The organism is Bradyrhizobium sp. LB14.3 (genome assembly GCF_040547985.1).
Taxonomy (GTDB): Bacteria; Pseudomonadota; Alphaproteobacteria; order Rhizobiales; family Xanthobacteraceae; genus Bradyrhizobium.
This window is the reverse complement of the sequence record NZ_JBEPQT010000004.1, coordinates 107,169-132,024: the sequence shown is the minus strand read 5'-3', so window position 1 is coordinate 132,024 and position 24,856 is coordinate 107,169. Positions and strand designations below refer to the sequence as shown.

The window sequence follows — 24,856 nt, the reverse complement described above, 5'->3', positions numbered from 1 at the left end:
GCGGGAGAGGGTCGGGGTGAGGGTGTCTCCACAACCAAGAACCCCCGTGAGGACAGAGCCCTCACCCGCATCGCATCTTCGATGCGATGCGACCTCTCCCGCAAGCGGGAGAGGTGAAGCAAGAAAGCACGCATGTATCAGTGGGACTTCAGCATCCTCTGGAGCTATCGCTGGCTCTTTCTCAACGGGCTCGGCGTCACCGTCGGCTTCACCGTGGTCATCGTCGTGCTCGGGCTCGTATTCGGCCTGTTCGGCGCCTTCGGCACCCTGTCGCGCTTCAAGGCGGTGCGTTTGCTCGCGCTGACCTTCATTGAGGCGTTCCGCTGTACGCCGATCCTGGTGCAGTTGATCTGGTTCTATTACGCGCTGCCGATTCTGGCCGGTGTCGAGATGACGCCGATCACGGCCTCGGCGCTGGCGCTCTCGCTCTATGGCGGCTCGTTCTATTCGGAGATCATCCGCGGCGGCATCATCTCGATCGACCGTGGCCAGTCCGAAGCCGGCGCCGCGCTGGGCATGACGCCGGGACAGAGCATGAGGCGCATCGTGCTGCCGCAGGCAATCAAGCGCATGATCCCGGCGCTGATGAACCAATCGATCATCCAGTTCAAGAACACCTCCCTGGTCTCGGTACTGGCGGTGCCCGACCTGGTCTATCAGAGCCAGGTCGCGGCCCATGACAGCTACCGTCCGCTGGAGACCTACACCGCCGTCGCGGTCGCCTATGCGGCAATCCTGATTCCCCTGACCATTATGGTCCGGCGCGGCGAGAAGCGACTGGCGGTCAGCGAATGAGCGACACGTCGAAAATCGAGATCCGCGGCCTGCGCAAGAGCTTTGGCAGCAACGAGGTTTTGAAGAGCATCAGCCTGGACGTCGCCAAGGGCGGCGTCGTGGCGCTGATCGGACCGTCCGGCTCCGGCAAGTCGACGCTGCTCCGCTGCGTCAATCTCCTGGTGACGCCCGACGGCGGCAGCGTTCGCGTCGGCGACACGCGCTTCTCGTTCGGAGAGGGTACGAAGCTCCCCGATGTGAAGACGCTGGCAAGATTCCGGGCCACCACCGGCATGGTGTTCCAGCATTTCAATCTGTTCCCGCACATGACGACGCTCCAGAACGTGATGGAGGGACCGGTCACGGTGCGGCGCATGGCCAGGTCTGACGCCGAGAAGCTGGCGCGGGCACAGCTTGCCAAAGTTGGGCTTGCGGAGAAGGCCGACCAATATCCGGCAACGCTCTCCGGCGGACAGAAGCAGCGCGTCGCGATCGCCCGCGCGCTCGCGATGGAGGCGGATGTCATGCTGTTCGACGAGGCCACCTCCGCGCTCGACCCCGAGTTGGTCGGCGAGGTGCTCGCCGTCATCCAGCAATTGGCGTCCGAGGGCATGACCATGGTGATCGTGACCCACGAGATCGCCTTTGCCCGCGAAGTGGCCGACCGTCTGATCTTCATGCGCGACGGCGTCGTGGTCGAGGAAGGTCCGGCGCGACAGGTGATCGACAATCCGCAGCAAGCGGCGACGCGCGCCTTCCTCAGCCATTTCCACCGCACCGGCGCGCTTCCGCCGGCCAACGCAACAACGTGATGCCAGATATCGATCGCGCCTATCTCGTCACCGGTGCCGCCAGCGGCATCGGCCGCGCCACCGCAAAACTGCTCGCCGCCCCCGGCACCGCGCTGCTGCTGCACACGCGCTCCAACGCAGCCGGCCTCGACGCCACGGCGGCGGAAGCCGAAGCGCAAGGCGCGGTCGTCGCAAAATGTCTCGGCGATCTCGCCGAAGAAACAGCCGCCACCGACGCCATCGCCGCCGCCCAAGTCGCCTTTGGGCGGCTCGATGGATTGATCCTGGTCGGCGGCCATGCCCGCCGCGGCAGCGCGATCGGCACGCCGGCGGATCAGTTCCGGCAGGCGATGGACGAATCGGCGCTGGCCTTCACGCGGCTGGTCGAGGCCGCGCTGCCGCTGCTGCGCGCCGGGCAAGACGCGCGGATCGTGGCGGTGTCGTCCTTCGTCGCGCATGCGATCCGGCCCGAATTTGCGCCGTTCGCCGCGACCGCCGCAAGCCGCGCCGCGCTCGAAGCCCTGGTGCGCCTCACTGCCGTCGAACTCGCCCAGGACGGCATTACCGTCAACGCGGTCGCGCCGGGCCTCATCCTCAAGGACAGACCGAGCGAGAGCAGGCTTTCGCCCGAGCAGATCGCCGCAACCGAGGCGCTGATCCCGATGGGGCGTCGCGGACGACCGGAGGAAGTGGCCGAGATCATCGCCTTCCTGGCGTCACCAAAAGCGTCCTACGTCACCGGCCAGGTCTGGCACGTCAATGGAGGCCTGACATGATCGAAGCGACCGTCGAACGCATCAGGCTGTTCCTGATCGAGAGCCCGATCAAGATGGCGCGCCTCCAGGGCGTCGGCAACGTCAAGGGCACGGTGAAGCGCGTGCTGATCGAGCTCACCTCGAGCGACGGCGTGATCGGCTGGGGCGAGGCGGCACCGTGGGAGGTGTTCACGGGAACGCCGGAAGCGGCGTTTTCTGCGCTCGACATCTATTTGCGGCCGATCGTGCTGGGCAAGCCGGTGCGCCGCATCCGCGCGCTGATGGCTGAGCTCGACCGTGCGCTGGTCGGACATGCCGAGGCCAAGGTCGCGATCGAGATGGCGCTGCTCGATATCGTCGGCAAGTCCTCGGGACTTTCGGTTGCCGATTTGCTCGGCGGCCGCGTGCGCGACACGATCCCGCTGTCGTTCTCCATCGCCGATCCGGATTTCGCCGCCGATCTCGAACGCATGCGAACGATGGTTCCGGACGGCAACGTCATCTACAAGGTCAAGACCGGCGTGAAGCCGCATCGCGAGGACCTCGATCATCTCGAGGCGATCCGCAACGAGTTCGGCGACAAGGTCGATCTGCGCGTCGATTACAACCAGGCGCTGGCGCCGTTCGGCGCCATCAAGATCCTGCGCGACATCGAGCAGTTCGCGCCGACCTTCATCGAGCAGCCGGTGCCACGCAAATATCTCGACGTGATGGCGCAGCTCACCGCGGCGCTGGAAACACCCGTGCTCGCCGACGAAAGCTGCTTCGATCGCCGCGACATGATGGAGGTGGTGCGCCGCGAGGCGGCAGACGCCGTCTCGATCAAGTTGATGAAGGCGGGCGGCCTGTTCGAGGCGCAGGCGATCATGGCGATCGCCGACATCGCCGGGCTGCCGGGCTATGGCGGCACGTTGTGGGAAGGCGGCATTGGGCTGGCCGCCGGCACGCAGCTGATCGCAGCAACACCCGGCATCTCGCTCGGCTGCGAATTCTACATGCCGCATCATGTGCTGACCGAGGACGTGCTCGAAGAGCGCGTCGCCAACCGCGGCGGCCACGTCGTGGTGCCCGACGGACCGGGCCTCGGCATCCGCGTCAGCGAAGCCTCGATCCACGCCAACGCGCGCGTGCTGGCGGAGGCCTAGCCGCCACCCTCGCTGTCGTACCGGGCAAGCGTAAGCGTAGACCCGGGACGACGATCGCGTATGCAGGCCCGATCCTTCCCCTCGCTAACTCCGTATCGTATGGTCCGACCAAACGAGCCCGGTCGCCGGGCAATCTGGAAACATACATGTCCGAACCCGCCTGGTCGCTGCACTCCCGCCTGAAAGAGGACACCATCGACATCGGCGATTTGCCGCTGTCCAAGGTACTGGTCATCAAGGACGCGCATTATCCCTGGCTACTGCTGGTGCCGCGGCGCACGGATGCGGTCGAGATCATCGATCTCGACGAGGTGCAGCAGGCGCAATTGATGACGGAGATCTCCCGCGTCTCGCGCGCGCTGAAGGAGATCACTAACTGCGACAAGCTCAACATCGCGGCGCTCGGCAATCTCGTTCCGCAGCTTCACGTCCACATCATCGCGCGCCGCACTGGCGACGCCGCCTGGCCGCGGCCGGTCTGGGGCGTGATGCAGCCCTTGGCGCACGATGCCACAGAGGTGCAGAATTTCATCAGCGCGCTTCGCCGCAAGATCTGGTTGGGTTGAAAGAACAAGAAATGTCAGCATTCGACTCGTTTCCGCTGGGACAACCGGCCTTCGTCACCAACATTCTCGACCGCGCCGCGCATCTGCGCCGCGACGACGAAAAGCTGTTCGCGATGGAGCAGAAGCCGTCGTCGCGCGCCTATATCGTCTACCGCGACTCGCTGCTGGTGAAGCGCGAGGGCGAAAAAATGCGCGCCCTGCTGGGAATCGACGAGGCGCTGAAATGCGGCGCCAATCCCGGTACGATCTTCTTGGGTCTGCGCGACGGCGCCGCCATGTTCGGTATGGGCCTGTCGCAGGCCGCGTCCGAGAAGCTGGTCGGGCGCGAGGACTACGCCCTCACCGAGCTGCGCGGCATGGCGATGCAGGGCGCAGTTCGCCCGGAGGAGCTGTCGGCGATCGCAATGGCGAAATCGATGGTGAGCTGGCATCAGCGCCACGGCTATTGCGCCAATTGCGGCACGCGGACCGGGATGAAGGAAGGCGGCTGGAAGCGCGAATGCCCGAGTTGCAAGGCCGAGCATTTCCCGCGCACCGACCCTGTCGTGATCATGCACGTCTCCTCCGGCGAAAAATGCCTGCTCGGCCGCCAGAAGCAGTTTCCGCCCGGCATGTATTCGTGCCTCGCCGGCTTCGTCGAGGCCGCCGAAACCATTGAGGACGCGGTGCGCCGCGAGATCCTCGAAGAGTCCGGGATCCGCTGCACCGACGTGCAGTATTACATGACCCAGCCCTGGCCTTATCCGTCGTCGCTGATGATCGGCTGCAGCGCGCGGGCCGTGAGCGAGGACATCGTCGTCGATCATTCCGAGCTTGAGGATGCGCGCTGGTTCACGCGCGAGGAGGCCGCCCTGATGCTGACGCGGACGCATCCCGACGGGCTCGCCGGTCCGCATCCGTTCGCCATCGCCCATCACCTGCTCGGCCGCTGGGTGCACGGCAAGAGCTGAGACCGCCGATGGCTGCATCAGGGATCGCGCCGCGCATCCTCTGCATCGGCATTCCCGTGCGCGACCTGACCTTTCGGGTCGAGGCCGTGCCCGCGCGCGGCAGCAAGGCGAATGCCACCCATCTCGCGGAGATCTGCGGCGGCAACGCGCTCAATGCCGCAATCGCCATGGCGCGGCTTGGCGGCCGCGTCTCTTTCGCGGGCCCCATGGGCGATGCCCGGGAGATTTCGAGCGGCTTCATCCTCGAACGGATGGAAGCTGAAGGCATCGAGACCACACAAATCGTGCGCATGCCGGGGCTGATGACGCCTGTGTCGGCGATCATGATCGATCCGTCGGGCGAACGAACGCTCACCATCTATCGCGATCCCGCGCTGTCGACCGTGAAGCTGCCGGACGCCGACGCACTGCTCGCCGATTGCCGGGCGGTTCTCGTCGAAAGCCGCTGCGCCGCATTCGCGACCTCGCTCTGCGCTGAGGCACGCCGGCGCGGCATTGCCGTCATCGTCGGCGTCGATCGCGCGATGTCGTTGCAGGACAGCCTGCTCACGGTCGCCTCGCACCTGCTGTTTGCCAGCGAACAGGTGCAGGAGACGGCCGGCATCGCCGATGACGGCGCGGCGTTGAAGCGCTTGGCCGCGCTCACGCCCGCCTTCCTCGCCGCCACCCGCGGCCCGCGCGGCACGATCTGGCTTAACGAGGCGGGGGAGCTGGAGGAGATGCCGGCGTTCGCGGTTCAGGCCGTCGATACGCTCGGCGCCGGGGACGTGTTCCATGGCGCCTTCACGCTACGTCTCGCCGAAGGCGGCGGCGTGCGGGAGGCGCTGCAATTCGCCGCGGCCGCCGCAGCGTTGAAATGCACCCGCCACGGCGGCGGCATGGCGTCTCCGCAACGTATTGAAGTTGAAAAGCTTTTAAGCATATCGCAGACGGCGACGCTCGATCGAGCGCCGAGATTATAGACTTGCTATAGAAAGATTTTCTCTATATCAGGGAAAACGCCCCTTGAAATGGAACAAAGTTCTTCAAATGACCGATCTCGTTGTCCAGATCCCCGAGACCAGCCGCCGCCTCGACGCCATCGACCGCAAGATTCTGATGGTCCTTCAGGACGATGCCTCCCTCTCCGTCGCCGAGATCGGCGACCGCGTCGGCCTGTCCTCGACCCCCTGCTGGAAGCGTATCCAGCGCCTGGAGGCCGACGGCGTGATCATCAAGCGGGTGGCCTTGGTCGACCAGAACAAGATCGGGCTCGGCATCTCCGTGTTCGTGTCGGTGGAGAGCGCCGACCATTCCGACGCCTGGCTGAAGAAGTTCGCCGAAGCCGTCAGCGCCATGCCCGAGGTGATGGAGTTCTATCGCATGGCCGGCGACGTCGACTACATGCTGCGCGTCGTGGTCGCGGACATGCAGGCCTATGACGTGTTCTACAAGAAGCTGATCAGCGCCGTGCCGCTGAAGAACGTCACCTCGCGCTTCGCGATGGAGAAGATCAAGTCGGTGACCACGCTGCCGATCCCGGCTGTGGTGACGGCGTAGGGTCTCACCACACAGACGCTGTCATCGCCCGGCGTGACCGGGCGAATCCGCCCAGTACTCCAGAGACGACGATGGGGTACGGATAAGCCGCGGCGTACTGGATGCCCCCCGGTCAAGCCGGTCAAGCCGGGGCATGACAGCAAGTGACGCTAGCCTCGCGCCTCAGATCTTCTGATTGTACTCGCCGACTTCGGGATGCGTGCGCAGCACGCTGTTCACCATCTCGAACATGTCGTGCATGCGCTGCTCGGAGACCGGGCTCTCGACCACGACGACGAGCTCGGGCTTGTTGGAGGACGCGCGCACCAGGCCCCAGCTTCCGTCCTCGACCGTGACGCGCACGCCATTGACGGTGACGAGGTCGCGGATCGACTGGCCGCCGATCTTGGCACCCTTCGCCTGCAAGCCCTCGAAGTGCTTCACCACCTTGTCGATGACACCGTATTTGGTCTCGTCGGCGCAATGCGGCGACATGGTCGGCGACGACCAGGTTTTTGGCAGCGCGTTCTTCAAGTCCGCCATCGACTTGCCGGGGGCGCGGTCGAGCATGTCGCAGATCGCGAGCGCCGACACCAGGCCATCGTCATAGCCGCGGCCGTAGGGCTTGTTGAAGAAGAAATGGCCGGACTTCTCGAAGCCGGCGAGCGCACCCGTCTCATGGGTGCGGCGCTTCATGTAGGAATGGCCGGTCTTCCAATAGGTGGTTTTCGCGCCCTGCTTCTGCAACACCGGGTCGGTGATGAACAGGCCAGTCGACTTCACGTCGACGATGAACTGCGCGTCCTTGTGGATCGCCGACATGTCGCGCGCCAGCATCACGCCGACCTTGTCGGCAAAGATCTCCTCGCCGGTGTTGTCGACGACGCCGCAGCGATCGCCGTCACCGTCGAAGCCGAGGCCGACATCGGCCTTGTGCTGCAGCACCGCGTCGCGGATGGCGTGCAGCATCTCCATGTCTTCAGGGTTCGGATTGTATTTCGGGAAAGTGTGGTCGAGTTCGGTGTCGAGCGGAATCACCTCGCAGCCGATCGCTTCAAGCACCTGCGGCGCGAACGCGCCGGCGGTGCCGTTGCCGCAGGCCGCGACGACCTTGAGCTTGCGCTTGAGCTTCGGACGGCTGGTAAGATCGGCGATGTAGCGCGCCGGATAATTCTCGTGGAACTGGTAGGAGCCGCCGGCCTTGTTCTTGAACTCGGCGCCCAGCACGATCTCCTTCAGCCGCGCCATCTCGTCGGGACCGAAGGTCAGCGGGCGATTGGCGCCCATCTTCACGCCGGTCCAGCCATTGTCGTTGTGCGAGGCTGTGACCATGGCGCAGCAGGGCACGTCGAGATCGAACTGCGCAAAATAGGCCATCGGCGTCACCGCGAGCCCGATGTCGTGCACCTTGCAGCCTGCTGCCATCAGGCCGGAGATCAGCGCGTATTTGATCGAGGCCGAATAGCCGCGGAAATCATGACCGGTGACGATCTCTTGCTTGACCCCGAGCTCGGCGATCAGCGCACCCAGCCCCATGCCGAGTGCCTGGATTCCCATCAGGTTGATTTCCTTCTGGAACAACCAGCGCGCGTCGTATTCGCGAAAACCCGTGGCCTTCACCATCGGCTCGGATTCGAAGGCGTAAGTGTTGGGCAGCAAGACGGATTTCGGCTTGGGAAACATTGAGACGGTCTCGCGAAATGAGGCAGGATTTGGTGCAGCCTTAGCGAATGCCGGGCCGCAGCGGAAGGCGGGAATGAAGGCTTATGGCGGATAATTGCGGCGGTTTGGTAACGGGGTTTGTACCCGCGACGTGATATGCATCTCTGACCAGAATGGGCTAACTCTGCAGGCGTGCAATCTCCTCTTCAACGACCGCCCTTAGGGGCGGAAGTGCCTGTTGAACCGTCTCCCACACAAACCGGGCTGCAACGTCCTCATAGTTGTGGCGATAGACATTGCCCGCAGCCGCCATCTGCTTCCACGCGATTGCTGGGTGCCTCGTTTTCACGTCATCAGGCAGGCGGCGAGATGCTTCTGAAATGATCTCGAGGCACCGCGTTACCGCATAGACGGTCCGTAGATCCGCCGCGAACGCATCACGATCAAGGCCTCCGGCGAACTCGATCGCCAGATCGATGTGATGCAAGACGTCGCGGAGAGTCCCCTCGATGCGATCAGAAGGCATAGACAGCGTCAGCCGTCGCTGCGGGAGCGAGGTATGATTTCAGGCCGTCGCGGTTGACGACGTCAACGGGCTCGTCAAAAAGATTGGCAATATATTCCTTGAGCTCGACGTAATCGAAGATCGTGATCCGCGCATCGGGATCGATCTCGACTATGATATCGACATCACTGCCGGAATGGCTTTCGCCCCTCGCCACCGAGCCAAACAACGCGGCATGCAAAACGCCCCGCTCGCGCAGGGCAGGTTCGGACTGTCGCAAGATGGCAATCGCATCGGGACTGTTCATTGGCGGAATATAGCACTCCGCCCGCCCCAGCGGGAGGGCCTAACAAGGCCGCCGGGGAGACCTTACTGCTCCAGAACCATCTGGCCGTTGGCGTATTCGAAACGCTTGAGGCGGGAGAGGAAGGAGAGGCCGAGCAGGTTCTCGGACAGCGCCTCGTCGGGCAGCACCATGGCGTCGACGTCGCGCACGATTAGGCCGCCGACATCGAGCATGGCGATACGGGTGCGCGCGGCCTTGATGGTGCCGTTCGCGGTGGAGACGGTCGCAGTGTAATCGCCGCGCGAGGGACGCAGGCCAAAGCGGGCGGCCGAGGTCTCGTTCAGCGCAACCACGGAGGCCCCGGTGTCGACCATGAAGCCGATGCGCTGGCCTTCAATCCGGCCGTCGGTCTGGAAATGACCCCGTCCGTCGCGGGGGATGCTGAGGCTGCGGCCGCCGGCCGGCGCGGTGGACGCGAGTGCCACCGTCGTGCGTGGCACCGACGTCGCCGAGGCGGAGCTCATCCTGTCCGCCATCTGCGCCATGAAAGTGCCGAGGCCGATCATGATCGCCGCCAAGATCATTATGTTACGCATTACACCACTTCCGAGCCGGAAAGCTCGATTTGACCACGCGGCAAGCCAGCCCGCGAGCGGCGCTGCGGCCAGAGCGGTGCTATTTTGACGAAAAGGATGAGCGGACGGTTAATGCGCCTTCGTAACTCTCAGGTGCCGCGCGGCTTGACTCGCCGGGTCGGCAACGCATTCGCCGGATCTTCCGGCCAGGGATGGCGCGGATAGCGGCCGCGCAGGTCGGAGCGAACCGCGCTGTAACTGCCGCGCCAGAAACCGGGGAGATCGCGCGTCACCTGTACCGGGCGCTGCGCCGGCGACAGCAATTCCAGCACCAGCGGCACCTTGCCCGCGGCGACCGACGGATGAGTGTTGAGGCCGAACAATTCCTGGAGCCGCACCGCGATGGTCGGCCCCTGCTCGGCCTCGTAGTCGATCGCGAGCACGCTGCCGGTCGGCGCCTCGAAATGCGTCGGCGCCTCGCGGTCGAGCCGCGCGCGGATCTCCCACGGCAACAATGCCATCAACGCGTCGGAGAGATCGCCGGTGGAGATGTCCTTCAGCGCGATCTTGTCGTAGAGCGCCGGCACCAGCCAGTCGCCGCGCCGCGCGATCAAGCCTTCGTCCGACAGGTCGGGCCAGCTGCCGCCTTCGGCCTTACGCAAAAACATCACGCGGTCGCGCCATTGCTTTGCTGCCTTCGACCAGGGCAGCCGGTCGAGGCCGACGGCAATGAGCCCGTCGGCGAAGATGCGCGCGGTGTCTTCCGAGGGCGACACGGCAAGCGTCGCCTCGGAGAGAGTGATCGCGTGCAGCGCGCGCTTGCGCCGCGCCCGCAGCGCCATCGCACCGCGGTCGAACGAGATCTCGTCGACGGATTCGATATGCTCGGCGAAATGCTGCTCGATCTCGTCCTGCGTGATTTGCGCGGCGAGCAGAATGCGGCCGCTCGCCGCCGTCCCCGTCATCTCGCCGATCGCGATATAAGGTGCGCGGGCAAGTGACGATGTCTGATCGACGGCGGCACCACGACCGTTGGCAAGCACGAAACTGCCATTGCCGCGATTCCGCGCGACGCGATCCGGGAAGGCATAGGCGAGCATCAGGCCCGTCGAGAGGTCACCTTCTCCGGCCGCCGTCTTCTCTGACGCCGCCACCTGTGAAGCCCAGCGCCGGGCGAGGTCGCGCGCGCTCGTTGCGCGTGGCGAGCGCTCGCGGCGGAACTGGTCGCGACGGTGTTCGAGATCGACGCTGTCGCCGCCGAGCCCGCGCTCGGTGATGATGGCGGCGATCTCGGCGGCGGCTTCGCCCTCGCCGGCACGATGCGAATCCACGATCATGCGCGCCAGCCGCGGCGGCAGCGCCAGCGCACGCAGGCTCTTGCCTTCCGCGGTGATGCGGCCGTCGCCATCGAGCGCATTGAGCTCGGAGAGCAGGCTCTTGGCTTCCTTCCAGGCCGGCTGCGGCGGCGGATCGAGAAACGACAGCGCGGCAGCGTCAGCGACGCCCCATTGCGCGAGATCGAGCACCAGCGAGGACAGATCGGCGCTGAGGATTTCCGGTTGGGTATAGGGCGCGAGAGACGCCGTCTGCGGCTCGTCCCAGAGCCGGTAGCAGACACCGGGCTCGGTGCGGCCGGCGCGACCGCGGCGCTGGTCCGCCGCCGCGCGCGAGACGCGCACGGTCTCGAGCCGCGTCAGCCCGATGTCGGGTTCGTAACGCGGCACGCGGGCAAGACCGGAATCGACGACGATGCGCACGCCTTCGATGGTGAGCGAGGTTTCCGCGATCGAGGTCGCCAGCACCACCTTGCGCGTGCCCTTCGGCGCCGGCGAGATGGCACGGTCCTGCACCGCGGCATCGAGCGCGCCGAACAGCGGCACGATTTCGATACTGGCATCCTGCACGCGTTCGCTGAGGAAATTCTGGGTGCGGCGGATTTCGGCGGCACCCGGCAGGAACGCCAGCACCGAGCCGCTATCGGCGCGTAGCGCGGATGCGATCGCATCCGCCATCTGCCGCTCCACCGGCGCATCCGCCTTGCGACCGAGATAGCGTGTTTCGACGGGAAAGGCGCGGCCCTCGCTTTCGACGACGGGCGCTTGCCCAAGCAGCTTTGCCACGCGGGCGCCATCGAGCGTTGCCGACATCACGAGGATGCGCAAATCCTCGCGCAGGCCCTGTTGCGCGTCGCGCGCCAGCGCAAGGCCCATATCGGCATCGAGCGAGCGCTCGTGGAATTCGTCGAACAGGACGGCGGCGACGCCTGACAGCTCGGGATCGTCGAGTATCTGACGGCTGAAGATGCCTTCGGTCACCACCTCGATGCGGGTCGCACGCGAGATTTTTGAGCCGAAGCGAACGCGGTAGCCGACGGTCTCGCCGGCCCTCTCGCCAAGCGACTTGGCCATGCGGTCGGCGCTGGCGCGCGCAGCAATGCGTCGCGGCTCGAGCACGATGATCTTGTTGCCCTTGGCCCAGGGGGCATCGAGCAGCGCGAGCGGCACGCGCGTGGTCTTGCCGGCGCCCGGAGGGGCGACCAGCACGGCCGCGTTGTGCGCCTCCAGCGTGCGCGAGAGTTGGTCGAGCACGGCATCGATCGGGAGGGGCGTGTCGAAAGTGCGGGGCAAAAATTTATCCGGTCGTCATGCCCGGGCTTGTCCCGGGCATCCACGTTCTTTCATCTGACAGTGAACAAGACGTGGATGGACGGGACAAGCCCGGCCATGACGGAATCGTTCGTGCTGCCAGCGCCGATCAGCCCTGCACCGGCGGGCGGCCGATGCTTTCGTAGGTGAAGCCGGCCGCAGCCATGTCCTCGGGGCGGTAGATGTTGCGGAGATCGACGACGACGGGCTGGGCCATGGTCGCCTTCAGCCGGTCGAGATCGAGGCCGCGGAACTGCACCCATTCGGTGACGACAACCAGCGCATCGGCACCTTCAGCGCAGGAATAGGCGTCCTCGCAATAGGTGATGTTGGGCAGTTCGCCCCTGGCCTGCTCCATGCCGACGGGATCGAACGCCTTCACCTTCGCGCCCATGTCGATCAAGCCCGTGACCAGCGGGATCGACGGGGCATCGCGCATGTCGTCGGTGTCGGGCTTGAAGGTGAGGCCGAGCACGGCAATGGTCTTGCCGCGCAGCGAGCCGCCGAGCGCCTGGCTGACCTTGCGGGCCATCGCGCGCTTGCGGTTCTCGTTGACCGCCAGCACGGATTCGACGATGCGCAAGGACACGTCGTAGTCCTGCGCGATCTTGATCAGCGCCTTGGTGTCCTTCGGAAAGCACGAGCCGCCGAAGCCGGGGCCGGCATGCAGGAATTTGGTGCCGATGCGGTTGTCCAGCCCGATGCCGCGCGCGACCTCCTGCACGTTGGCGCCGACCTTTTCGGAGAGGTCCGCGATCTCGTTGATGAAGGTGATCTTGGTCGCGAGGAAGGCGTTCGCGGCGTATTTGATCATCTCGGCGGTACGGCGCTCCGTAAACATCAGCGGCGCCTGGTTCAGCGACAGCGGACGGTAGATGTCGCCCATCACCTTGCGACCGCGCTCGTCGGAGGTGCCGACGACGACGCGATCGGGAAACTTGAAGTCGCGGATCGCGGCGCCCTCGCGCAGGAATTCGGGGTTGGAGGCGACGACGACGTCAGCCTTGGGGTTGGTCTCGCGGATGATGCGCTCGACCTCGTCGCCGGTGCCGACCGGAACGGTCGACTTCGTCACCACGACGGTGAAACCGGACAGCGACTGCGCGATCTCTTTCGCAGCAGCGTAGACATAGGACAGATCGGCGTGGCCGTCACCGCGGCGCGACGGCGTGCCGACCGCGATGAACACGGCATCGGCATCGGCGACCGGCTTGGACAGGTCGGTGGTGAACTCCAGCCGCTTGGCCTTGACGTTGCTCGCGACGAGTTCGTCGAGCCCGGGTTCGTAGATCGGGATCTCGCCGCGATGAAGTGCAGCGATCTTCTTCTCGTCCTTGTCGACGCAGATGACGTCATGACCGAAATCTGCAAAGCAGGCTCCGGACACCAGTCCCACATAGCCCGTTCCGATCATCGCGATTCGCATGAAAAACCCTGTTTTGGCTTGGTTAATGAAATCCCAATTCGGGGAAGGTTTAGCATTTTCCCCATGGAAGGGAACCGTCAGCCCGCAAAAACCGGGCACTTGAATTGCAACGGTAAACAAATCGAAAGCCGCAAGGCGCCACACTGCTCCGCGTTCACACAGATCCGGGCGGAACACGCCTCGAAAAGGGACACCATGGCACCATCGGGCACAATCGCCACGAGCGTGGGGCTCGCCCCGTCTGCTGCGCGTGTGGATTGGGTCGATTACGCCAAGGGCATCTGCATCGTCATGGTCGTGATGATGCATTCGGTGCTGGGGGTGGAGCTCGCCGCCGGCCAGACCGGTTTCATGCATGTCGCCGTGGCCTTCGCAAAGCCGTTCCGGATGCCGGATTTCTTCCTGATTTCGGGCCTGTTCCTGCCACTGGTGATCGACCGGGACTGGCGAACCTATCTCGACCGCAAGGTGGTGCATTTCGCCTATTTCTATGTCGTGTGGGTGACAATCCAGTTCGGCTTCAAGGCCCCCGCATTCGCCGCCGAAACCAGCTGGCGCGACGCCGGCCTGCTGTATCTGGAATCCTTCGTCGAGCCGTTCGGCACGCTCTGGTTCATCTATCTGCTGCCGATCTTTTTCGTCGTCACAAAACTGACACGGCGAATCCCCCCGCCCGCGATCTGGCTCATCGCGGCCGCGCTGGAGACGGCGCGTGTTGCAACCGGCTGGACCGCGATCGACGAGTTCTGCGCGCGCTTCGTCTATTTCTATTCGGGCTACCTGTTCGCGCCCTACGTGTTCGCGCTGGCGGATCGCGCGCGCAATCATCCCGCATGGGCGCTGGCAGCGCTCGCAACGTGGGCGCTGGTCAATGCCGGCCTGGTTACGCTCGGCGCGAGTGAGTGGAAGATCGTGTCGCTCGTGCTCGGCTTCGCCGGCGCCTGCGCCATCATCACCATGGGCACGCTGCTCGCACGCGCGCGCTGGCTGAATTTTTTCCGCTTCTGCGGCGAGCATTCGATCGTGATCTATCTCGCCTTCTTCCTGCCGATGGCGGCGACACGGATCCTGCTGCTACGCACGGGTGTCATTCCCGACATCGGCACGGTGTCGCTAATCGTCACCATCGTCGGCGTGATCGGAGCACTCGCGATCTGGAAGGCGGCGTTGCGGCTCAACGCCAATTTCCTGTTCGAACGGCCGGATGCATTCTGGATTGTACCGAAGAAGGCCGGGGCGCGGTTGCAGCCGGGCTCGCTGTCGTCGCCCGGCTCGGCCGGGCGACCCAGTATTCCAGAGACCGCAGTGATCGACCGATAAGCCGCGGCGTACTGGATGCCCCCACGACAGCGGGGGATAGCTGCGTCACTGCCCTAAAAATCCCACCCGCAAGGCTGTCAAAGCCCGCAAAAATTCATACATTGCGGCATGCCCAAAATCTCCCCGAAAGCTGCCGAACCCACGTCCGCCAAGCCTGTCGCCGCCAAGCCGGCCGGCAAGGGCGACCATATTTTCCTGGTCGACGGTTCCGGCTACATCTTCCGCGCCTACCATGCGCTGCCGCCGCTGAACCGCAAGTCCGACGGCTTGCAGGTCAATGCCGTGCTCGGCTTCTGCAACATGCTGTGGAAGCTGTTGCGCGACATGCCCCCCGACAACCGGCCGACGCATCTGGCGATCATCTTCGACAAGTCGGAAATGACCTTTCGTAACAAGATCTATCCTGAGTACAAGGCGCACCGGCCGCCTGCGCCTGACGATCTGATCCCGCAATTTTCGCTGATCCGCGAAGCGGTGCGCGCGTTCGACCTGCCTTGCCTGGAACAGATCGGCTTCGAGGCCGACGATCTGATTGCGACCTATGTGCGGCAAGCCTGCGAGCGCGGCGCCAGCGCGACCATCGTGTCCTCCGACAAGGACCTGATGCAACTCGTCACCGATTGCGTCACCATGTACGACACCATGAAGGACCGCCGCATCGGCATCCCCGAGGTGATCGAGAAGTTTGGCGTGCCACCGGAGAAGGTGGTGGAAGTGCAGGCACTGGCGGGCGATTCCACCGACAACGTTCCTGGCGTGCCCGGCATCGGCATCAAGACCGCGGCGCAGCTGATCACCGAGTATGGCGATCTCGACCAATTGCTGTTCCGCGCCACTGAGATCAAGCAGCCGAAGCGGCGCGAGGCGCTGATCGAGCATGCGGAAAAGGCGCGCATCTCGCGCCAGCTCGTGCTGCTCGACGACAAGGTCGCGCTGGAGGTACCGCTGGACGATCTCGCCGTCCATGAGCCCGATGCGCGCAAGCTGGTCGCTTTCCTGAAGGCGATGGAGTTCACGACGCTGACGCGCCGCGTTGCCGACTATTCGCAGATCGATCCTGCCAACGTCGATGCCGATCCCGGCTACGCCAGCGGCGCCAGCGTCTTCTCGCCGCTGCCGCCTTCGGACGTCGTGCCGGCACCAGGAGCCGGCACGCCGGCGCAAGTTCAGGCGGGCCAGCGCAACGCATCGGCGAGCAAAGAGGACAAGGCGGCGAGCCCGAAGGGCGCGCCGATTTCTCTCGCAGCCGCGCGCGAAGAGGCTTTGCGCAAGCTTCCGGTCGACCGCAGCAAGTACCAGGCCATCAAGACACTCGCGGAATTAAACGCGTTCATCGCGCGTATCCATGATGCGGGCCATGTCTCAGTCGAGATCCGGGGAAATTCCATCGATCCGATGCAGGCCGATCTCTGCGGCATCGCGCTGGCGCTGGCCCCGAACGAGGCCTGCTACGCGCCGCTGGCGCACAAGCAGTCCGGCGGCGGCGCCGGCCTGTTCGACGCGGGCCTCGCGCCCGATCAGGTCAAGCACGACGATGCGATCGAAGCGCTGCGGCCAGTGCTGGAATCATCAGGCATTCTCAAGATCGGCTTCGACGTCAAATTCACCGCCGTGATGCTGGCGCAACACGGCATCACCTTGCGCAACGCCGACGACGCGCAGCTGATCTCCTATGTGCTGGACGCCGGCCGCGGCTCGCACGGGCTGGAGTCGCTTTCCGAGCGTTGGTTTGGTCACGCCATGCTGAAGGAGAACGAGCTGCTCGGCAGCGGCAAGGGCAAGATCACGTTCGACCAGGTGCCGATCGACAAGGCCGCGCCGCTGTCGGCGGAAGGCGCCGACATCGCCTTGCGCGTCTGGCGCGTCCTGAAGCCGCGCCTTGTCGCCGAGCACATGACCACCGTCTACGAGACGCTGGAACGCCCGCTGGTCACAGTGCTCGCACGTATGGAGCGGCGCGGCATCTCGATCGACCGCCAGGTGCTGTCGCGTCTCTCCGGCGACTTCGCCCAGACCGCGGCCCGCGTCGAAGCCGAGATCCAAGGGATCGCGGGCGAGCCCGTCAATGTCGGTAGCCCGAAGCAGATCGGCGATATCCTGTTCGGCAAGATGGGACTGTCAGGCGGCACCAAGACAAAGACCGGCGCGTGGTCCACCACCGCTCAGGTGCTCGACGAGCTGGCCGAGCAGGGCCATGACCTTCCCAAGAAGATTCTGGAGTGGCGCCAGGTCTCGAAGCTGAAATCGACCTACACCGACGCGCTGCCGACCTATGTCCATCCGCAGACCCATCGCGTGCACACGACCTACGCGCTGGCCGCGACCACGACGGGTCGGCTGTCGTCGAACGAGCCGAATTTGCAGAACATTCCGGTGCGCACCGAGGACGGACGCAAGATCCGGCGCGCCTTTATCGCAACATCGGGGCACAAGCTCGTCTCCGCCGACTATTCGCAGATCGAGCTACGGCTGCTCGCCGAGATCGCCGACATTCCCGTGCTGAAGCAGGCGTTTCGCGACGGTCTCGACATTCACGCCATGACGGCATCGGAGATGTTCGGCGTGCCGATCGAGGGCATGCCGAGCGAAATCCGGCGACGCGCCAAGGCGATCAATTTCGGCATCATCTACGGCATTTCGGCGTTCGGCCTCGCCAACCAGCTCGGCATCGCGCGCGAGGAGGCCTCCGCCTACATCAAGAAATACTTCGAGCGCTTCCCCGGCATCCGCGCCTACATGGACGAGACGCGGGATTTCTGCCGGAGCCACGGCTACGTCACCACGCTGTTTGGCCGGAAGATGTACTATCCCGACATCAAGGCTTCGAACGCCTCGGTGCGCGCCTTCAACGAGCGCGCGGCAATCAACGCGCGGCTCCAGGGCACCGCCGCCGACATCATCCGCCGCGCCATGACGCGGATGGAGGATGCGCTGGCCGAAAAGAAGCTGTCGGCGCAGATGCTGCTTCAGGTGCATGACGAATTGATCTTCGAAGTGCCCGACGCCGAGGTCGCAGCGACGCTGCCGGTCGTGCAGCACGTGATGCAGGACGCGCCGTTCCCGGCGGTGCTGCTCTCGGTGCCGCTGCATGTGGACGCGCGCGCGGCGAACAATTGGGACGAGGCGCACTGATTTTTCTTGCCTCGCCCTGCTTACGGGGCGAGGCAGCGTAGCGCGTGCGGCCGCACCTGAATTGTCCTCCGTGCAATTGCGCGGTGGCCTCGCGATCCCCCGCACACTAAAACCGTGCCGTCTCCCGCACCGGTTCAGCCATGCCCCACACGTCCGCCCTGCTCGGCTTCGCCCTGGTCTGCCTCGGCCTCGTGCTCACGCCCGGGCCGAACATGATCTACCTGATCTCGCGTTCGATCACGCAGGGACCGGCGGCGGGCATCGTCTCGCTCGGCGGCGTGGCGCTGGGCTTCGTGTTCTACATGCTGTGCGCGGCGTTCGGCATCACGGCGCTGCTGCTCGCCATACCCTTTGCCTATGACGCGTTGCGCTTCGCCGGTGCCGGTTATTTGCTGTGGCTCGCCTGGCAGGCGGTGAAGCCCGGCGGGCGCTCGCCGTTCCAGGTGAAGCAGCTTTCGATCGACAGCCCGCGCAAATTGTTCGCAATGGGGTTCGTCACCAATCTGCTCAACCCGAAGATCGCGATGCTGTATCTCGCGCTGCTGCCGCAGTTCATCGACCCTACCGCCAGCAGCGTGCTGACGCAGTCGGTGGTGCTCGGTGCGATCCAGATCGCGATCAGTGTCAGCGTGAATGCGATGATCGCGCTCGCGGCAGGATCAATCGCGCTGTTTCTGACGAGTCGGCCGAGCTGGATGCTGGTGCAGCGCTGGTTGATGGGCACGGTGCTGGCCGGGCTCGCGGTGCGGATGGCGGTGGAAGCGAAGAAGGTGTGATTGCTTTCTTCCTTCTCCCCTTGCGGAGAACGTGGCGCGAAGCACCGGATGATGGTTCTCTCCTCGAGCACAGATGCAGGTGAGTTCGGCGAGACAGACCCCGCACCCGTCTCGCCGCTGCGCGGCGAGCCACCCTCCCCCGCAAGGAGGAGGGAGAAGAAACCTCAATCCAGCTTTGCTTCCATGCCCCGCTTCACCGCCGGGCGGGCCATCAGGGCCTCGTACCAGCGCTTGACGTTGAGGAAATCGGCCAGCTCAACCTTGTGGCGAGGGTGGCGCCATGCCCAGCCCAGGATGGCAAAATCGGCAACCGATATCTCGCCGGCGACGAAATCGCGGTCCGCTAGCCGGCGGTCGAGCACGCCGTAGAGTCGGCGGGTCTCGGCCATATAGCGCTTGAGGCCGTAGGCGCGGTCCTGCTCGTTCTCGAGCGCGATGAAATGGTGCACCTGGCCCGGCATCGGGCCGAAGCCGCCCATCTGCCACATCAGCCATTCATAGACCGGGATGCGGCCGGCCAGCGATTTCGGCAGGAATTTGCCGGTCTTTTCGCCGAGATAAAGCAGGATCGCGCCGGACTCGAAGAGGCTGACGGGCTTGCCGTCCGGCCCCTCGGGGTCGAGGATCGCCGGAATCTTGTTGTTGGGTGAGAGCTTCAGGAAATCCGGCGCCATCTGCTCGCCCTTGCTGATGTTCACCGGCACCACCTTGTAGGGCAGCCCCATTTCCTCCAGCGCGACCGAGATCTTGCGGCCGTTCGGCGTGTTCCAGGTGTGCAGCTCGATGGTCATTTTTCGCGTTTCCTTGCCCCGTTTCCTTGCGCAGTTTCCTTGCGCAGTGGCCCAGTTTCCTGCCCAAGAGATATCTAGCATCCACCTACTCCAGAAGGTTGCACCCGCACAACCGGCGGGCCGGGATGGCCGATCCCTGTTGACGGGGGAAGCCCCCTCTGGAATGTCGCGTCCGTCGCGGATAAATTCCGCCACTTCCAAAAACGCTCCCGAGGGCCCGCCGTGTCTAAATCCGCCTCCCGCGCCCGACTGTTCGAGATCATCCGCCGGCGCTCCTTCGGCCGCGGCGAGGTGACGCTCGCGTCGGGCCGCAAGAGCGATTTCTACTTCAACCTCAAGCCGACCATGCTCGATCCGGAGGGCGCCACTCTGCTTGCCGAACTGACCTATGAAGCGCTGAAGGACGACCAGCTCGATTTCATCGGCGGGCTCGAGATGGGCGCGGTGCCGCTGGCCGGCGCGCTGGCGCAGATCTCCTGGATCAAGGGCCATCCGATCGCGGCCTTCTTCGTGCGCAAGAAGCCGAAGGAGCATGGCGCGAAGCTTGTCATCGAGGGACTGCCCAGGGGCGAGACGCTCGAGGGCAAGCGCGTCGTCATCGTCGAGGATGTCACCACCACCGGCGGCTCGGCGCTGAAAGCGGTGGAATCCGTGCGCGAGGCGGGCGCCGAAGTGGTGCTGGTGCTGACCATGGTGGACCGCGAGGAAGGCGCCGATGACACATTTGGCGCGGCCGGCCTGCCGTTCCGCTCGCTGTACAAGGCCTCGGAGTTTTTGAAGGCTTAAGGGTGCCCCGTCCCGGGCGCAGCGCAGCATCCGGGGCACGAAGCCTCGCCCTCAACCGCTCATTTACCATCCCGCGTTATGGTGAATCTTGTGCTGAGACCTGATGGTCCCGGCCGGTCGCGTAGCGTGGGTGGAGTAAGCGTTTGCGTACAGTCATGTCCCATGCGCGCCGGCGGCGGCGCGTGATGCTTGTCGCCGCCACACTGGCAGCACCGCTGCTTGCGGCTCCGGCCCCGGTTTCGGCCGAAGGCCTGTTCGACTTCTTCTTCGGCGGAATGCAGCAGCAGCGGCCGCAGCGTGAGGTGCCGCAACAGGCGAGCTCCTACACCGACCCCTTCACCGGCCAGCAGAACGCCGCATCCCCGCAATACGTGCCGCCGACGCGATCGGCGGCGGCCGGCGGCTCGGGACCCGCATTCTGCGTGCGCAGCTGCGACGGCAAATATTTTCCGCTGATGCGCGGCCTCACCTCGCCCGCGCAGATGTGTCAGGCATTCTGTCCTGCCAGCACGACAAAAATCTATTTCGGCTCCTCGATCGAAGGCGCCGCGTCGCAGACCGGCGAGCGCTACGCCGACAGCGAGAATGCGTTCGCCTATCGCAAGGCGCTGCGCGCCGACTGCACCTGCAACGGTCGCGAGCCGGTCGGCCTCGCTCCGGTCGATCTGGCACTGGACTCGTCGCTGAAACCCGGCGACGTGATCGCCACCACCGACGGCCTCGTCGCCTACACCGGCATCCGCGTCGGTAACGACCAGGCTGCCGACTTCACCCCGGTTGCCTCCTATCCCGGCCTCACGGCGCAGGTTCGCGCGCGCCTCGGCGAGATGAGGGTGGCGCCGGTGCGCGCAGAGACGGTCGCGGCGGATGCTCCCGCCGCGGAGATCGTGCGCGAGACGCTGCCTGACGTGACGGTGCCGAAGACGCAGAAGCCGGCGAAGCGGGCGGGGCTGGATTAGGATTAGCTATCAGTCTCGTGTCCCGGCTCTGCCGCGCACCGCTGACGCGTTGCGCTTTGTCCGGGACACGAAGCTACCGTCCGATGATCACCCCGATCACGTTCGGCGCCGCCAGATATTTCTCCTCGATCGCCGCGCGCGCGGCGGCGCGGTTGTCCGCCGTGAGCAGGCCGCGCTTCTCGGCCAAGATCATCCAGCAAAAGCCCCACCAGTCGGTGAGCATGCCCTGATCATCGACGAGGTCGTAGCCCTGCTCGGCCGCGAAGATGCGCGCATGCGCTTCGTCCAGCGTGTCGAGGAACAGATGGTCCTCGGCCGAGAACAAATCGTCGCTGACGTCGTCGATGGTGTAACGCCAGATCGACTGGCACACCGCATTGAACTCGCGGTCGAACTGGTCGTCATCGACGGCATAGCGCCGCGCCGCCTGATGCAGCCGCGATAGCGAGCGCGCGAAATCGGCGATCCTGGTGAGGGCAAATTGATCGAAGGCAATGGTGGACATGTAGACCTCGGAAACTGCTGCCTCAGGATAATTCAGGATAACGTGAGATCACGTAACAAGCTGCTTATCCTAATTTTTTTGTAACGAAGATCACTGAGGATCATTTGAGATATCTCAGGATATGAGTTACAAACGGGGAAATCCTCGGGGAAAGAAAGCATGGCGATTGAGCTTATTCGGGCCGGGGAGTTTGACCGGCTCATGCGAACAAAGGGTAAACATTATGATGGCGGCGGACTGATTCTACAAGTGAGCGCGCCGGGCTCGGCGAGCTGGGTCTTTCGCTACAAAGATCGCCAAACTCAGAAAGAGCACTGGCCTTGCATCGGACCGGCCAGCGCCTACACACTCGATCAAGCCCGGGAGAAGGCCCGGCTCTGCCGCGTCGAGTTGAAGGAAGGCCGCAATCCGTCTGACCTGCTTACCAACGGCCGCACGGCGCCCACCGGGAAGCTCTTCAGCACGGCGATGGCCGAATACCTCAAGGTCAAGTCGGCGGACTGGGCGGCTTCCAATCGTGACAGGGAGCTGCGCCGCTACGCGTACCTGTTCGGCCAAGTTCCGACCTTCACCGCCTTGCCTCTGCGAATCATCGATCAAGACGCAAAGAATAGGGCACTGTCGAACTGGCCGGTTGGATCAAAGCAGCGCCGCGACGTTGGCTTCTATATCGAGGCCATCCTTCGTTACGCCGAAACCGGGAAGCTCCGCCTTAAGAAAAAGCGCGACGTGTCGCATCACGAAGCCATGCCTTGGGCTGAGGTCCCGGCGTTCTTCGTGCGGCTGAGCGACGTGGAGACGGTCGGCGCCCGGGCGCTTGCCTTCACAATCCTGACTGGCTCGCGCACGGATGAAGTGATCGGCGCGAAGCGCAAAGGTAAATGGACCAAGCTCCCGGCGACGTGGGGCGAGATCAAAGAGGAGGATGGCAAGCCGGTGTGGGCGATCCCGGACGATCGAATGAAGGCCGGTCTGCAACATTCCATCCCGCTTACGCCGCAGATGTTGGCTTTGCTGGGTGAGCGCCGCGCCGACAACGTCCCCCTATTCAAGGTGGGCAATCAGAATGCCATGCTCAACACGTTGAAGGCTCTCGATAAGAACGATTATACAGTGCACGGCTTCCGCTCCAGCTTCGAAGACTGGGGCGCGGAGGCTACCGACTTCCCGCGCGATCTCGTCAAGCTCTGCACAGCCCACGACACGCGGACAGATACAGACAGGGCCTATCAGCGCTCCGCATTGCTGGCAAAGCGCCGCGAGATCGTGCAGGCGTGGTCCGACTTCGTAACGTCGTAGACGGCAAGCTACACCCGTCGCGCCGTGGAGCAGCGTCGTCAGCTCCGGATCATCAGCGACGCGCTGCGAGAAGTCCCATCGGCCATGTGGCAGCCTCCGGTCGCTTGACCTGTTCGGCCGTGAATTGTCTATTGTCGGCGCTTTAGCGAATGTCCTTTGTAGACGCGGTGTGACGATCATGTTGAAAGCTACTGAAGACGAGATTGAAGAGGTCCGAGAATACTTCGAATGGCAGGCGCCCGATCTCGCAGTAACCTTCATGCAGAAGGTCTATTCGGAGGCTGTTGGGAGCACCCGCCACGACGTGTGGGACATCCATACCAACAAGGATCGCTGGTGGGTGATCACCGGCGGCACGAACCTCTATTCTCAGGAGCAGTTCCCGAGCATGGACCTTGCCCTGACCTTTCATATTGGCCTAATCATCCGCATCCCCCGCACGGAACAACAGCGAGAGGACGATCTACGCATCCTCCCGTTCACTAGCGTCTTCGAGAAGATGGAAGAAGTTGGCGCCGCCCTGACACAAGCCCAAAGCATCGCCGACTATCAGGCCGTTGGCGTCCGCTGCCGAGAAGCTCTACTCGAACTGATCGGTGTCGCCCAAGACTCCGCAATATGGACCGACACACCGCCGCAGCGAGCGAATTTCCGCGCGTGGACCGAGATCATCAGCAACGATCTTCTGCCGGGCGATACCAATAAGGAGCGTCGGGGCGCCGTCAAAGGCGGGCTGGAGTCTGCGTGGTCGTTCTCTAACTGGCTGACGCATTCAAAGTCAGCCACATGGCTTGATGCCGACATCGCACAAGCGTTGATACAGCTTGCCTGCGGAATGGCGGCACGATTGATCGTTCGCGGGTTGCGCGGTGTACCTGAGCAGTGCCCGAAGTGCGGCCTGCCGCATCTCGAACCAGAACACGGAGAAAATACCGCGGCCCCCGGCGTGCTCTGGGAACGGCCGCGCTGCGCTGATTGCGGATGGACCGGCAGGCCGATCCCATTACTCGATCTAGAGGATGGACAGCCCATTATCATTCGCGAAGGCGAAACGTCCGAAGAGTGCAGCATCATGACAGTTCCGCTGCGCTCGATCCGTAAGCCGAGCGATCCGCCCATCGAACCGTTGAAGAAAGCCACGGCGGGGCCTTCAGAGCCAATTGTCTATTTCGCATACGGGTCCAACATGGCGAGAGCCCGACTGCGCAAGCGCTTGCCGAGCTGCGAGTCGATTGGCACTGCTACCTTGCCGGGCCATGCACTTCGGTTCCACAAGCGCAGCAAGGATCAGTCTGGAAAGTGCAACGCATTTGCCAGTGGCAACAACAACGAGGTCATCGGCGTCCTCTTCAGCTTCGATCCGGCCGAGCGTGCCAAGCTAGATGAGGCCGAAGGCCTCGGCGCCGGGTATGAGCACGCAATCGTTACGGTCATTAACGAGGAAGGTCGCAGACGAAAGGTTCTAACCTATCTCGCCACGCCCGAATATATCGACGACACTCTCAAGCCATACGGTTGGTACAAGGACCTTGTACTAGCCGGAGCTGCGGAACACGACCTGCCGCCAGAGTATATTGAAGCGTGCATCCATTCGGTTGAGGCGATCGACGATCCGAACAAGATACGGGACAAGAAGCGGCGGGCCACGCTCGGAAGTCCAGGGCAGTAAGGCTCCGAACTTTCCGTCAAT

At 64.1% G+C, this 24,856-nt stretch carries 22 protein-coding genes and 1 pseudogene; 15 read left to right on the top strand and 8 right to left on the bottom strand.

Annotated elements, in window-relative coordinates:
- Window positions 1–132 precede the first annotated feature (132 nt).
- The 8 genes from ABIB00_RS10710 to ABIB00_RS10675 all read left to right on the top strand — a co-directional run bounded on the left by ABIB00_RS10710 (window position 133) and on the right by ABIB00_RS10675 (window position 6,520).
- A complete protein-coding gene (locus ABIB00_RS10710) occupies window positions 133–795 on the top strand; it encodes an amino acid ABC transporter permease (protein WP_247351458.1) in 663 nt (220 codons plus the stop codon).
- Window positions 792–1,586 (top strand): amino acid ABC transporter ATP-binding protein, encoded by a 795-nt coding sequence (locus tag ABIB00_RS10705; protein ID WP_354104295.1) that lies wholly within the window; start codon window positions 792–794, stop codon window positions 1,584–1,586. The genes ABIB00_RS10710 and ABIB00_RS10705 overlap by 4 nt, the downstream gene beginning before the upstream one ends.
- Complete coding sequence (locus ABIB00_RS10700) at window positions 1,586–2,341, top strand: SDR family NAD(P)-dependent oxidoreductase (protein WP_354104294.1); 756 nt, start codon at window positions 1,586–1,588, stop codon at window positions 2,339–2,341. Before ABIB00_RS10705 ends, ABIB00_RS10700 begins: the two co-directional genes overlap by 1 nt.
- Window positions 2,338–3,465 (top strand): muconate cycloisomerase family protein, encoded by a 1,128-nt coding sequence (locus ABIB00_RS10695; RefSeq protein ID WP_354104293.1) that lies wholly within the window; start codon window positions 2,338–2,340, stop codon window positions 3,463–3,465. Before ABIB00_RS10700 ends, ABIB00_RS10695 begins: the two co-directional genes overlap by 4 nt.
- Before the next feature lie 146 nt (window positions 3,466–3,611).
- Entirely contained in the window at window positions 3,612–4,031 is a 420-nt protein-coding gene (locus tag ABIB00_RS10690; RefSeq protein WP_354104292.1) for an HIT domain-containing protein, read from the top strand.
- 11 nt (window positions 4,032–4,042) lie between these two features.
- Entirely contained in the window at window positions 4,043–4,981 is a 939-nt protein-coding gene (gene nudC, locus ABIB00_RS10685; protein ID WP_354104291.1) for an NAD(+) diphosphatase, read from the top strand.
- 8 nt (window positions 4,982–4,989) lie between these two features.
- The gene (locus ABIB00_RS10680) at window positions 4,990–5,943 is read left to right on the top strand and encodes a sugar kinase (RefSeq protein ID WP_354104290.1); all 954 of its coding nucleotides are present in this window, start codon (window positions 4,990–4,992) and stop codon (window positions 5,941–5,943) included.
- Between the two features lie 67 nt (window positions 5,944–6,010).
- Window positions 6,011–6,520 carry an Lrp/AsnC family transcriptional regulator gene (locus ABIB00_RS10675; protein WP_247445358.1) on the top strand — a complete coding sequence of 170 codons (510 nt, stop codon included), beginning with the start codon at window positions 6,011–6,013 and terminating at the stop codon, window positions 6,518–6,520.
- Window positions 6,521–6,682: 162 nt separating this feature from the next.
- On the opposite strand, the gene ABIB00_RS10670 is transcribed toward ABIB00_RS10675, so the two are convergent.
- The 6 genes from ABIB00_RS10670 to ABIB00_RS10645 form a co-directional block, all read right to left on the bottom strand.
- On the bottom strand, window positions 6,683–8,182 hold the full coding sequence (locus ABIB00_RS10670) for a phosphomannomutase/phosphoglucomutase (protein WP_354104289.1): 1,500 nt from the start codon (window positions 8,180–8,182) through the stop codon (window positions 6,683–6,685).
- Between the two features lie 157 nt (window positions 8,183–8,339).
- Window positions 8,340–8,687, bottom strand: a complete 348-nt coding sequence (locus ABIB00_RS10665) for a HepT-like ribonuclease domain-containing protein (RefSeq protein ID WP_354104288.1) — start codon at window positions 8,685–8,687, stop codon at window positions 8,340–8,342.
- A complete protein-coding gene (locus ABIB00_RS10660) occupies window positions 8,677–8,973 on the bottom strand; it encodes a nucleotidyltransferase family protein (RefSeq protein WP_247351471.1) in 297 nt (98 codons plus the stop codon). The genes ABIB00_RS10665 and ABIB00_RS10660 overlap by 11 nt, the downstream gene beginning before the upstream one ends.
- 62 nt (window positions 8,974–9,035) lie before the next feature.
- Complete coding sequence (locus ABIB00_RS10655; RefSeq protein ID WP_354104287.1) at window positions 9,036–9,548, bottom strand: TIGR02281 family clan AA aspartic protease; 513 nt, start codon at window positions 9,546–9,548, stop codon at window positions 9,036–9,038.
- Window positions 9,549–9,676: 128 nt separating this feature from the next.
- Window positions 9,677–12,154: an ATP-dependent helicase HrpB gene (hrpB, locus tag ABIB00_RS10650; RefSeq protein WP_354104286.1), complete on the bottom strand. Its 2,478-nt coding sequence runs from the start codon at window positions 12,152–12,154 to the stop codon at window positions 9,677–9,679.
- Window positions 12,155–12,281: 127 nt separating this feature from the next.
- Window positions 12,282–13,598 carry a UDP-glucose dehydrogenase family protein gene (locus ABIB00_RS10645; RefSeq protein WP_354104285.1) on the bottom strand — a complete coding sequence of 439 codons (1,317 nt, stop codon included), beginning with the start codon at window positions 13,596–13,598 and terminating at the stop codon, window positions 12,282–12,284.
- 195 nt (window positions 13,599–13,793) lie between these two features.
- On the opposite strand from ABIB00_RS10645, the pseudogene ABIB00_RS10640 reads away from it, so the two are divergent.
- From ABIB00_RS10640 to ABIB00_RS10630, 3 genes and pseudogenes are all read left to right on the top strand, one after another.
- A pseudogene (locus tag ABIB00_RS10640) lies at window positions 13,794–14,846 on the top strand (acyltransferase family protein); the annotation flags it as partial.
- Between the two features lie 180 nt (window positions 14,847–15,026).
- On the top strand, window positions 15,027–18,050 hold the full coding sequence (polA, locus tag ABIB00_RS10635; RefSeq protein WP_354104284.1) for a DNA polymerase I: 3,024 nt from the start codon (window positions 15,027–15,029) through the stop codon (window positions 18,048–18,050).
- A gap of 140 nt (window positions 18,051–18,190) precedes the next feature.
- Window positions 18,191–18,826 (top strand): LysE family translocator, encoded by a 636-nt coding sequence (locus tag ABIB00_RS10630; protein ID WP_354051129.1) that lies wholly within the window; start codon window positions 18,191–18,193, stop codon window positions 18,824–18,826.
- A gap of 164 nt (window positions 18,827–18,990) precedes the next feature.
- On the opposite strand, the gene ABIB00_RS10625 is transcribed toward ABIB00_RS10630, so the two are convergent.
- On the bottom strand, window positions 18,991–19,617 hold the full coding sequence (locus ABIB00_RS10625; protein WP_354104283.1) for a glutathione S-transferase family protein: 627 nt from the start codon (window positions 19,615–19,617) through the stop codon (window positions 18,991–18,993).
- Between the two features lie 222 nt (window positions 19,618–19,839).
- Here ABIB00_RS10625 and pyrE point away from each other — a divergent pair, with 222 nt between their 5' ends.
- Both pyrE and ABIB00_RS10615 read left to right on the top strand, forming a co-directional pair.
- Window positions 19,840–20,403: an orotate phosphoribosyltransferase gene (gene pyrE / locus ABIB00_RS10620; protein WP_247348712.1), complete on the top strand. Its 564-nt coding sequence runs from the start codon at window positions 19,840–19,842 to the stop codon at window positions 20,401–20,403.
- A 185-nt stretch (window positions 20,404–20,588) separates the two neighbouring features.
- On the top strand, window positions 20,589–21,362 hold the full coding sequence (locus tag ABIB00_RS10615; protein WP_354104541.1) for a DUF2865 domain-containing protein: 774 nt from the start codon (window positions 20,589–20,591) through the stop codon (window positions 21,360–21,362).
- A 73-nt stretch (window positions 21,363–21,435) separates the two neighbouring features.
- Here ABIB00_RS10615 and ABIB00_RS10610 read toward each other — a convergent pair whose 3' ends face one another.
- Window positions 21,436–21,867, bottom strand: coding sequence for a hypothetical protein (locus tag ABIB00_RS10610; protein WP_247445369.1), 432 nt, complete (start codon window positions 21,865–21,867; stop codon window positions 21,436–21,438).
- A 159-nt stretch (window positions 21,868–22,026) separates the two neighbouring features.
- Between ABIB00_RS10610 and ABIB00_RS10605 the strand changes: the two genes are divergently transcribed.
- Both ABIB00_RS10605 and ABIB00_RS10600 read left to right on the top strand, forming a co-directional pair.
- A complete protein-coding gene (locus ABIB00_RS10605; RefSeq protein ID WP_354104282.1) occupies window positions 22,027–23,166 on the top strand; it encodes a tyrosine-type recombinase/integrase in 1,140 nt (379 codons plus the stop codon).
- Between the two features lie 178 nt (window positions 23,167–23,344).
- Window positions 23,345–24,835, top strand: coding sequence for a gamma-glutamylcyclotransferase family protein (locus ABIB00_RS10600; RefSeq protein ID WP_354104281.1), 1,491 nt, complete (start codon window positions 23,345–23,347; stop codon window positions 24,833–24,835).
- Window positions 24,836–24,856: the final 21 nt, after the last annotated feature.

What these genes read in the sequence shown, in the direction of transcription:
- ABIB00_RS10710 (WP_247351458.1), top strand. Translation starts at nt 133, where the DNA reads ATGTATCAGTGGGACTTCAGCATCCTCTGGAGCTATCGCTGGCTCTTT.
- ABIB00_RS10705 (WP_354104295.1), top strand. Translation starts at nt 792, where the DNA reads ATGAGCGACACGTCGAAAATCGAGATCCGCGGCCTGCGCAAGAGCTTT.
- ABIB00_RS10700 (WP_354104294.1), top strand. Translation starts at nt 1,586, where the DNA reads ATGCCAGATATCGATCGCGCCTATCTCGTCACCGGTGCCGCCAGCGGC.
- ABIB00_RS10695 (WP_354104293.1), top strand. Translation starts at nt 2,338, where the DNA reads ATGATCGAAGCGACCGTCGAACGCATCAGGCTGTTCCTGATCGAGAGC.
- ABIB00_RS10690 (WP_354104292.1), top strand. Translation starts at nt 3,612, where the DNA reads ATGTCCGAACCCGCCTGGTCGCTGCACTCCCGCCTGAAAGAGGACACC.
- nudC (WP_354104291.1), top strand. Translation starts at nt 4,043, where the DNA reads ATGTCAGCATTCGACTCGTTTCCGCTGGGACAACCGGCCTTCGTCACC.
- ABIB00_RS10680 (WP_354104290.1), top strand. Translation starts at nt 4,990, where the DNA reads ATGGCTGCATCAGGGATCGCGCCGCGCATCCTCTGCATCGGCATTCCC.
- ABIB00_RS10675 (WP_247445358.1), top strand. Translation starts at nt 6,011, where the DNA reads ATGACCGATCTCGTTGTCCAGATCCCCGAGACCAGCCGCCGCCTCGAC.
- ABIB00_RS10670 (WP_354104289.1), bottom strand. Translation starts at nt 8,182, where the DNA reads ATGTTTCCCAAGCCGAAATCCGTCTTGCTGCCCAACACTTACGCCTTC.
- ABIB00_RS10665 (WP_354104288.1), bottom strand. Translation starts at nt 8,687, where the DNA reads ATGCCTTCTGATCGCATCGAGGGGACTCTCCGCGACGTCTTGCATCAC.
- ABIB00_RS10660 (WP_247351471.1), bottom strand. Translation starts at nt 8,973, where the DNA reads ATGAACAGTCCCGATGCGATTGCCATCTTGCGACAGTCCGAACCTGCC.
- ABIB00_RS10655 (WP_354104287.1), bottom strand. Translation starts at nt 9,548, where the DNA reads ATGCGTAACATAATGATCTTGGCGGCGATCATGATCGGCCTCGGCACT.
- ABIB00_RS10645 (WP_354104285.1), bottom strand. Translation starts at nt 13,598, where the DNA reads ATGCGAATCGCGATGATCGGAACGGGCTATGTGGGACTGGTGTCCGGA.
- polA (WP_354104284.1), top strand. Translation starts at nt 15,027, where the DNA reads ATGCCCAAAATCTCCCCGAAAGCTGCCGAACCCACGTCCGCCAAGCCT.
- ABIB00_RS10630 (WP_354051129.1), top strand. Translation starts at nt 18,191, where the DNA reads ATGCCCCACACGTCCGCCCTGCTCGGCTTCGCCCTGGTCTGCCTCGGC.
- ABIB00_RS10625 (WP_354104283.1), bottom strand. Translation starts at nt 19,617, where the DNA reads ATGACCATCGAGCTGCACACCTGGAACACGCCGAACGGCCGCAAGATC.
- ABIB00_RS10615 (WP_354104541.1), top strand. Translation starts at nt 20,589, where the DNA reads ATGCTTGTCGCCGCCACACTGGCAGCACCGCTGCTTGCGGCTCCGGCC.
- ABIB00_RS10610 (WP_247445369.1), bottom strand. Translation starts at nt 21,867, where the DNA reads ATGTCCACCATTGCCTTCGATCAATTTGCCCTCACCAGGATCGCCGAT.
- ABIB00_RS10605 (WP_354104282.1), top strand. Translation starts at nt 22,027, where the DNA reads ATGGCGATTGAGCTTATTCGGGCCGGGGAGTTTGACCGGCTCATGCGA.
- ABIB00_RS10600 (WP_354104281.1), top strand. Translation starts at nt 23,345, where the DNA reads ATGTTGAAAGCTACTGAAGACGAGATTGAAGAGGTCCGAGAATACTTC.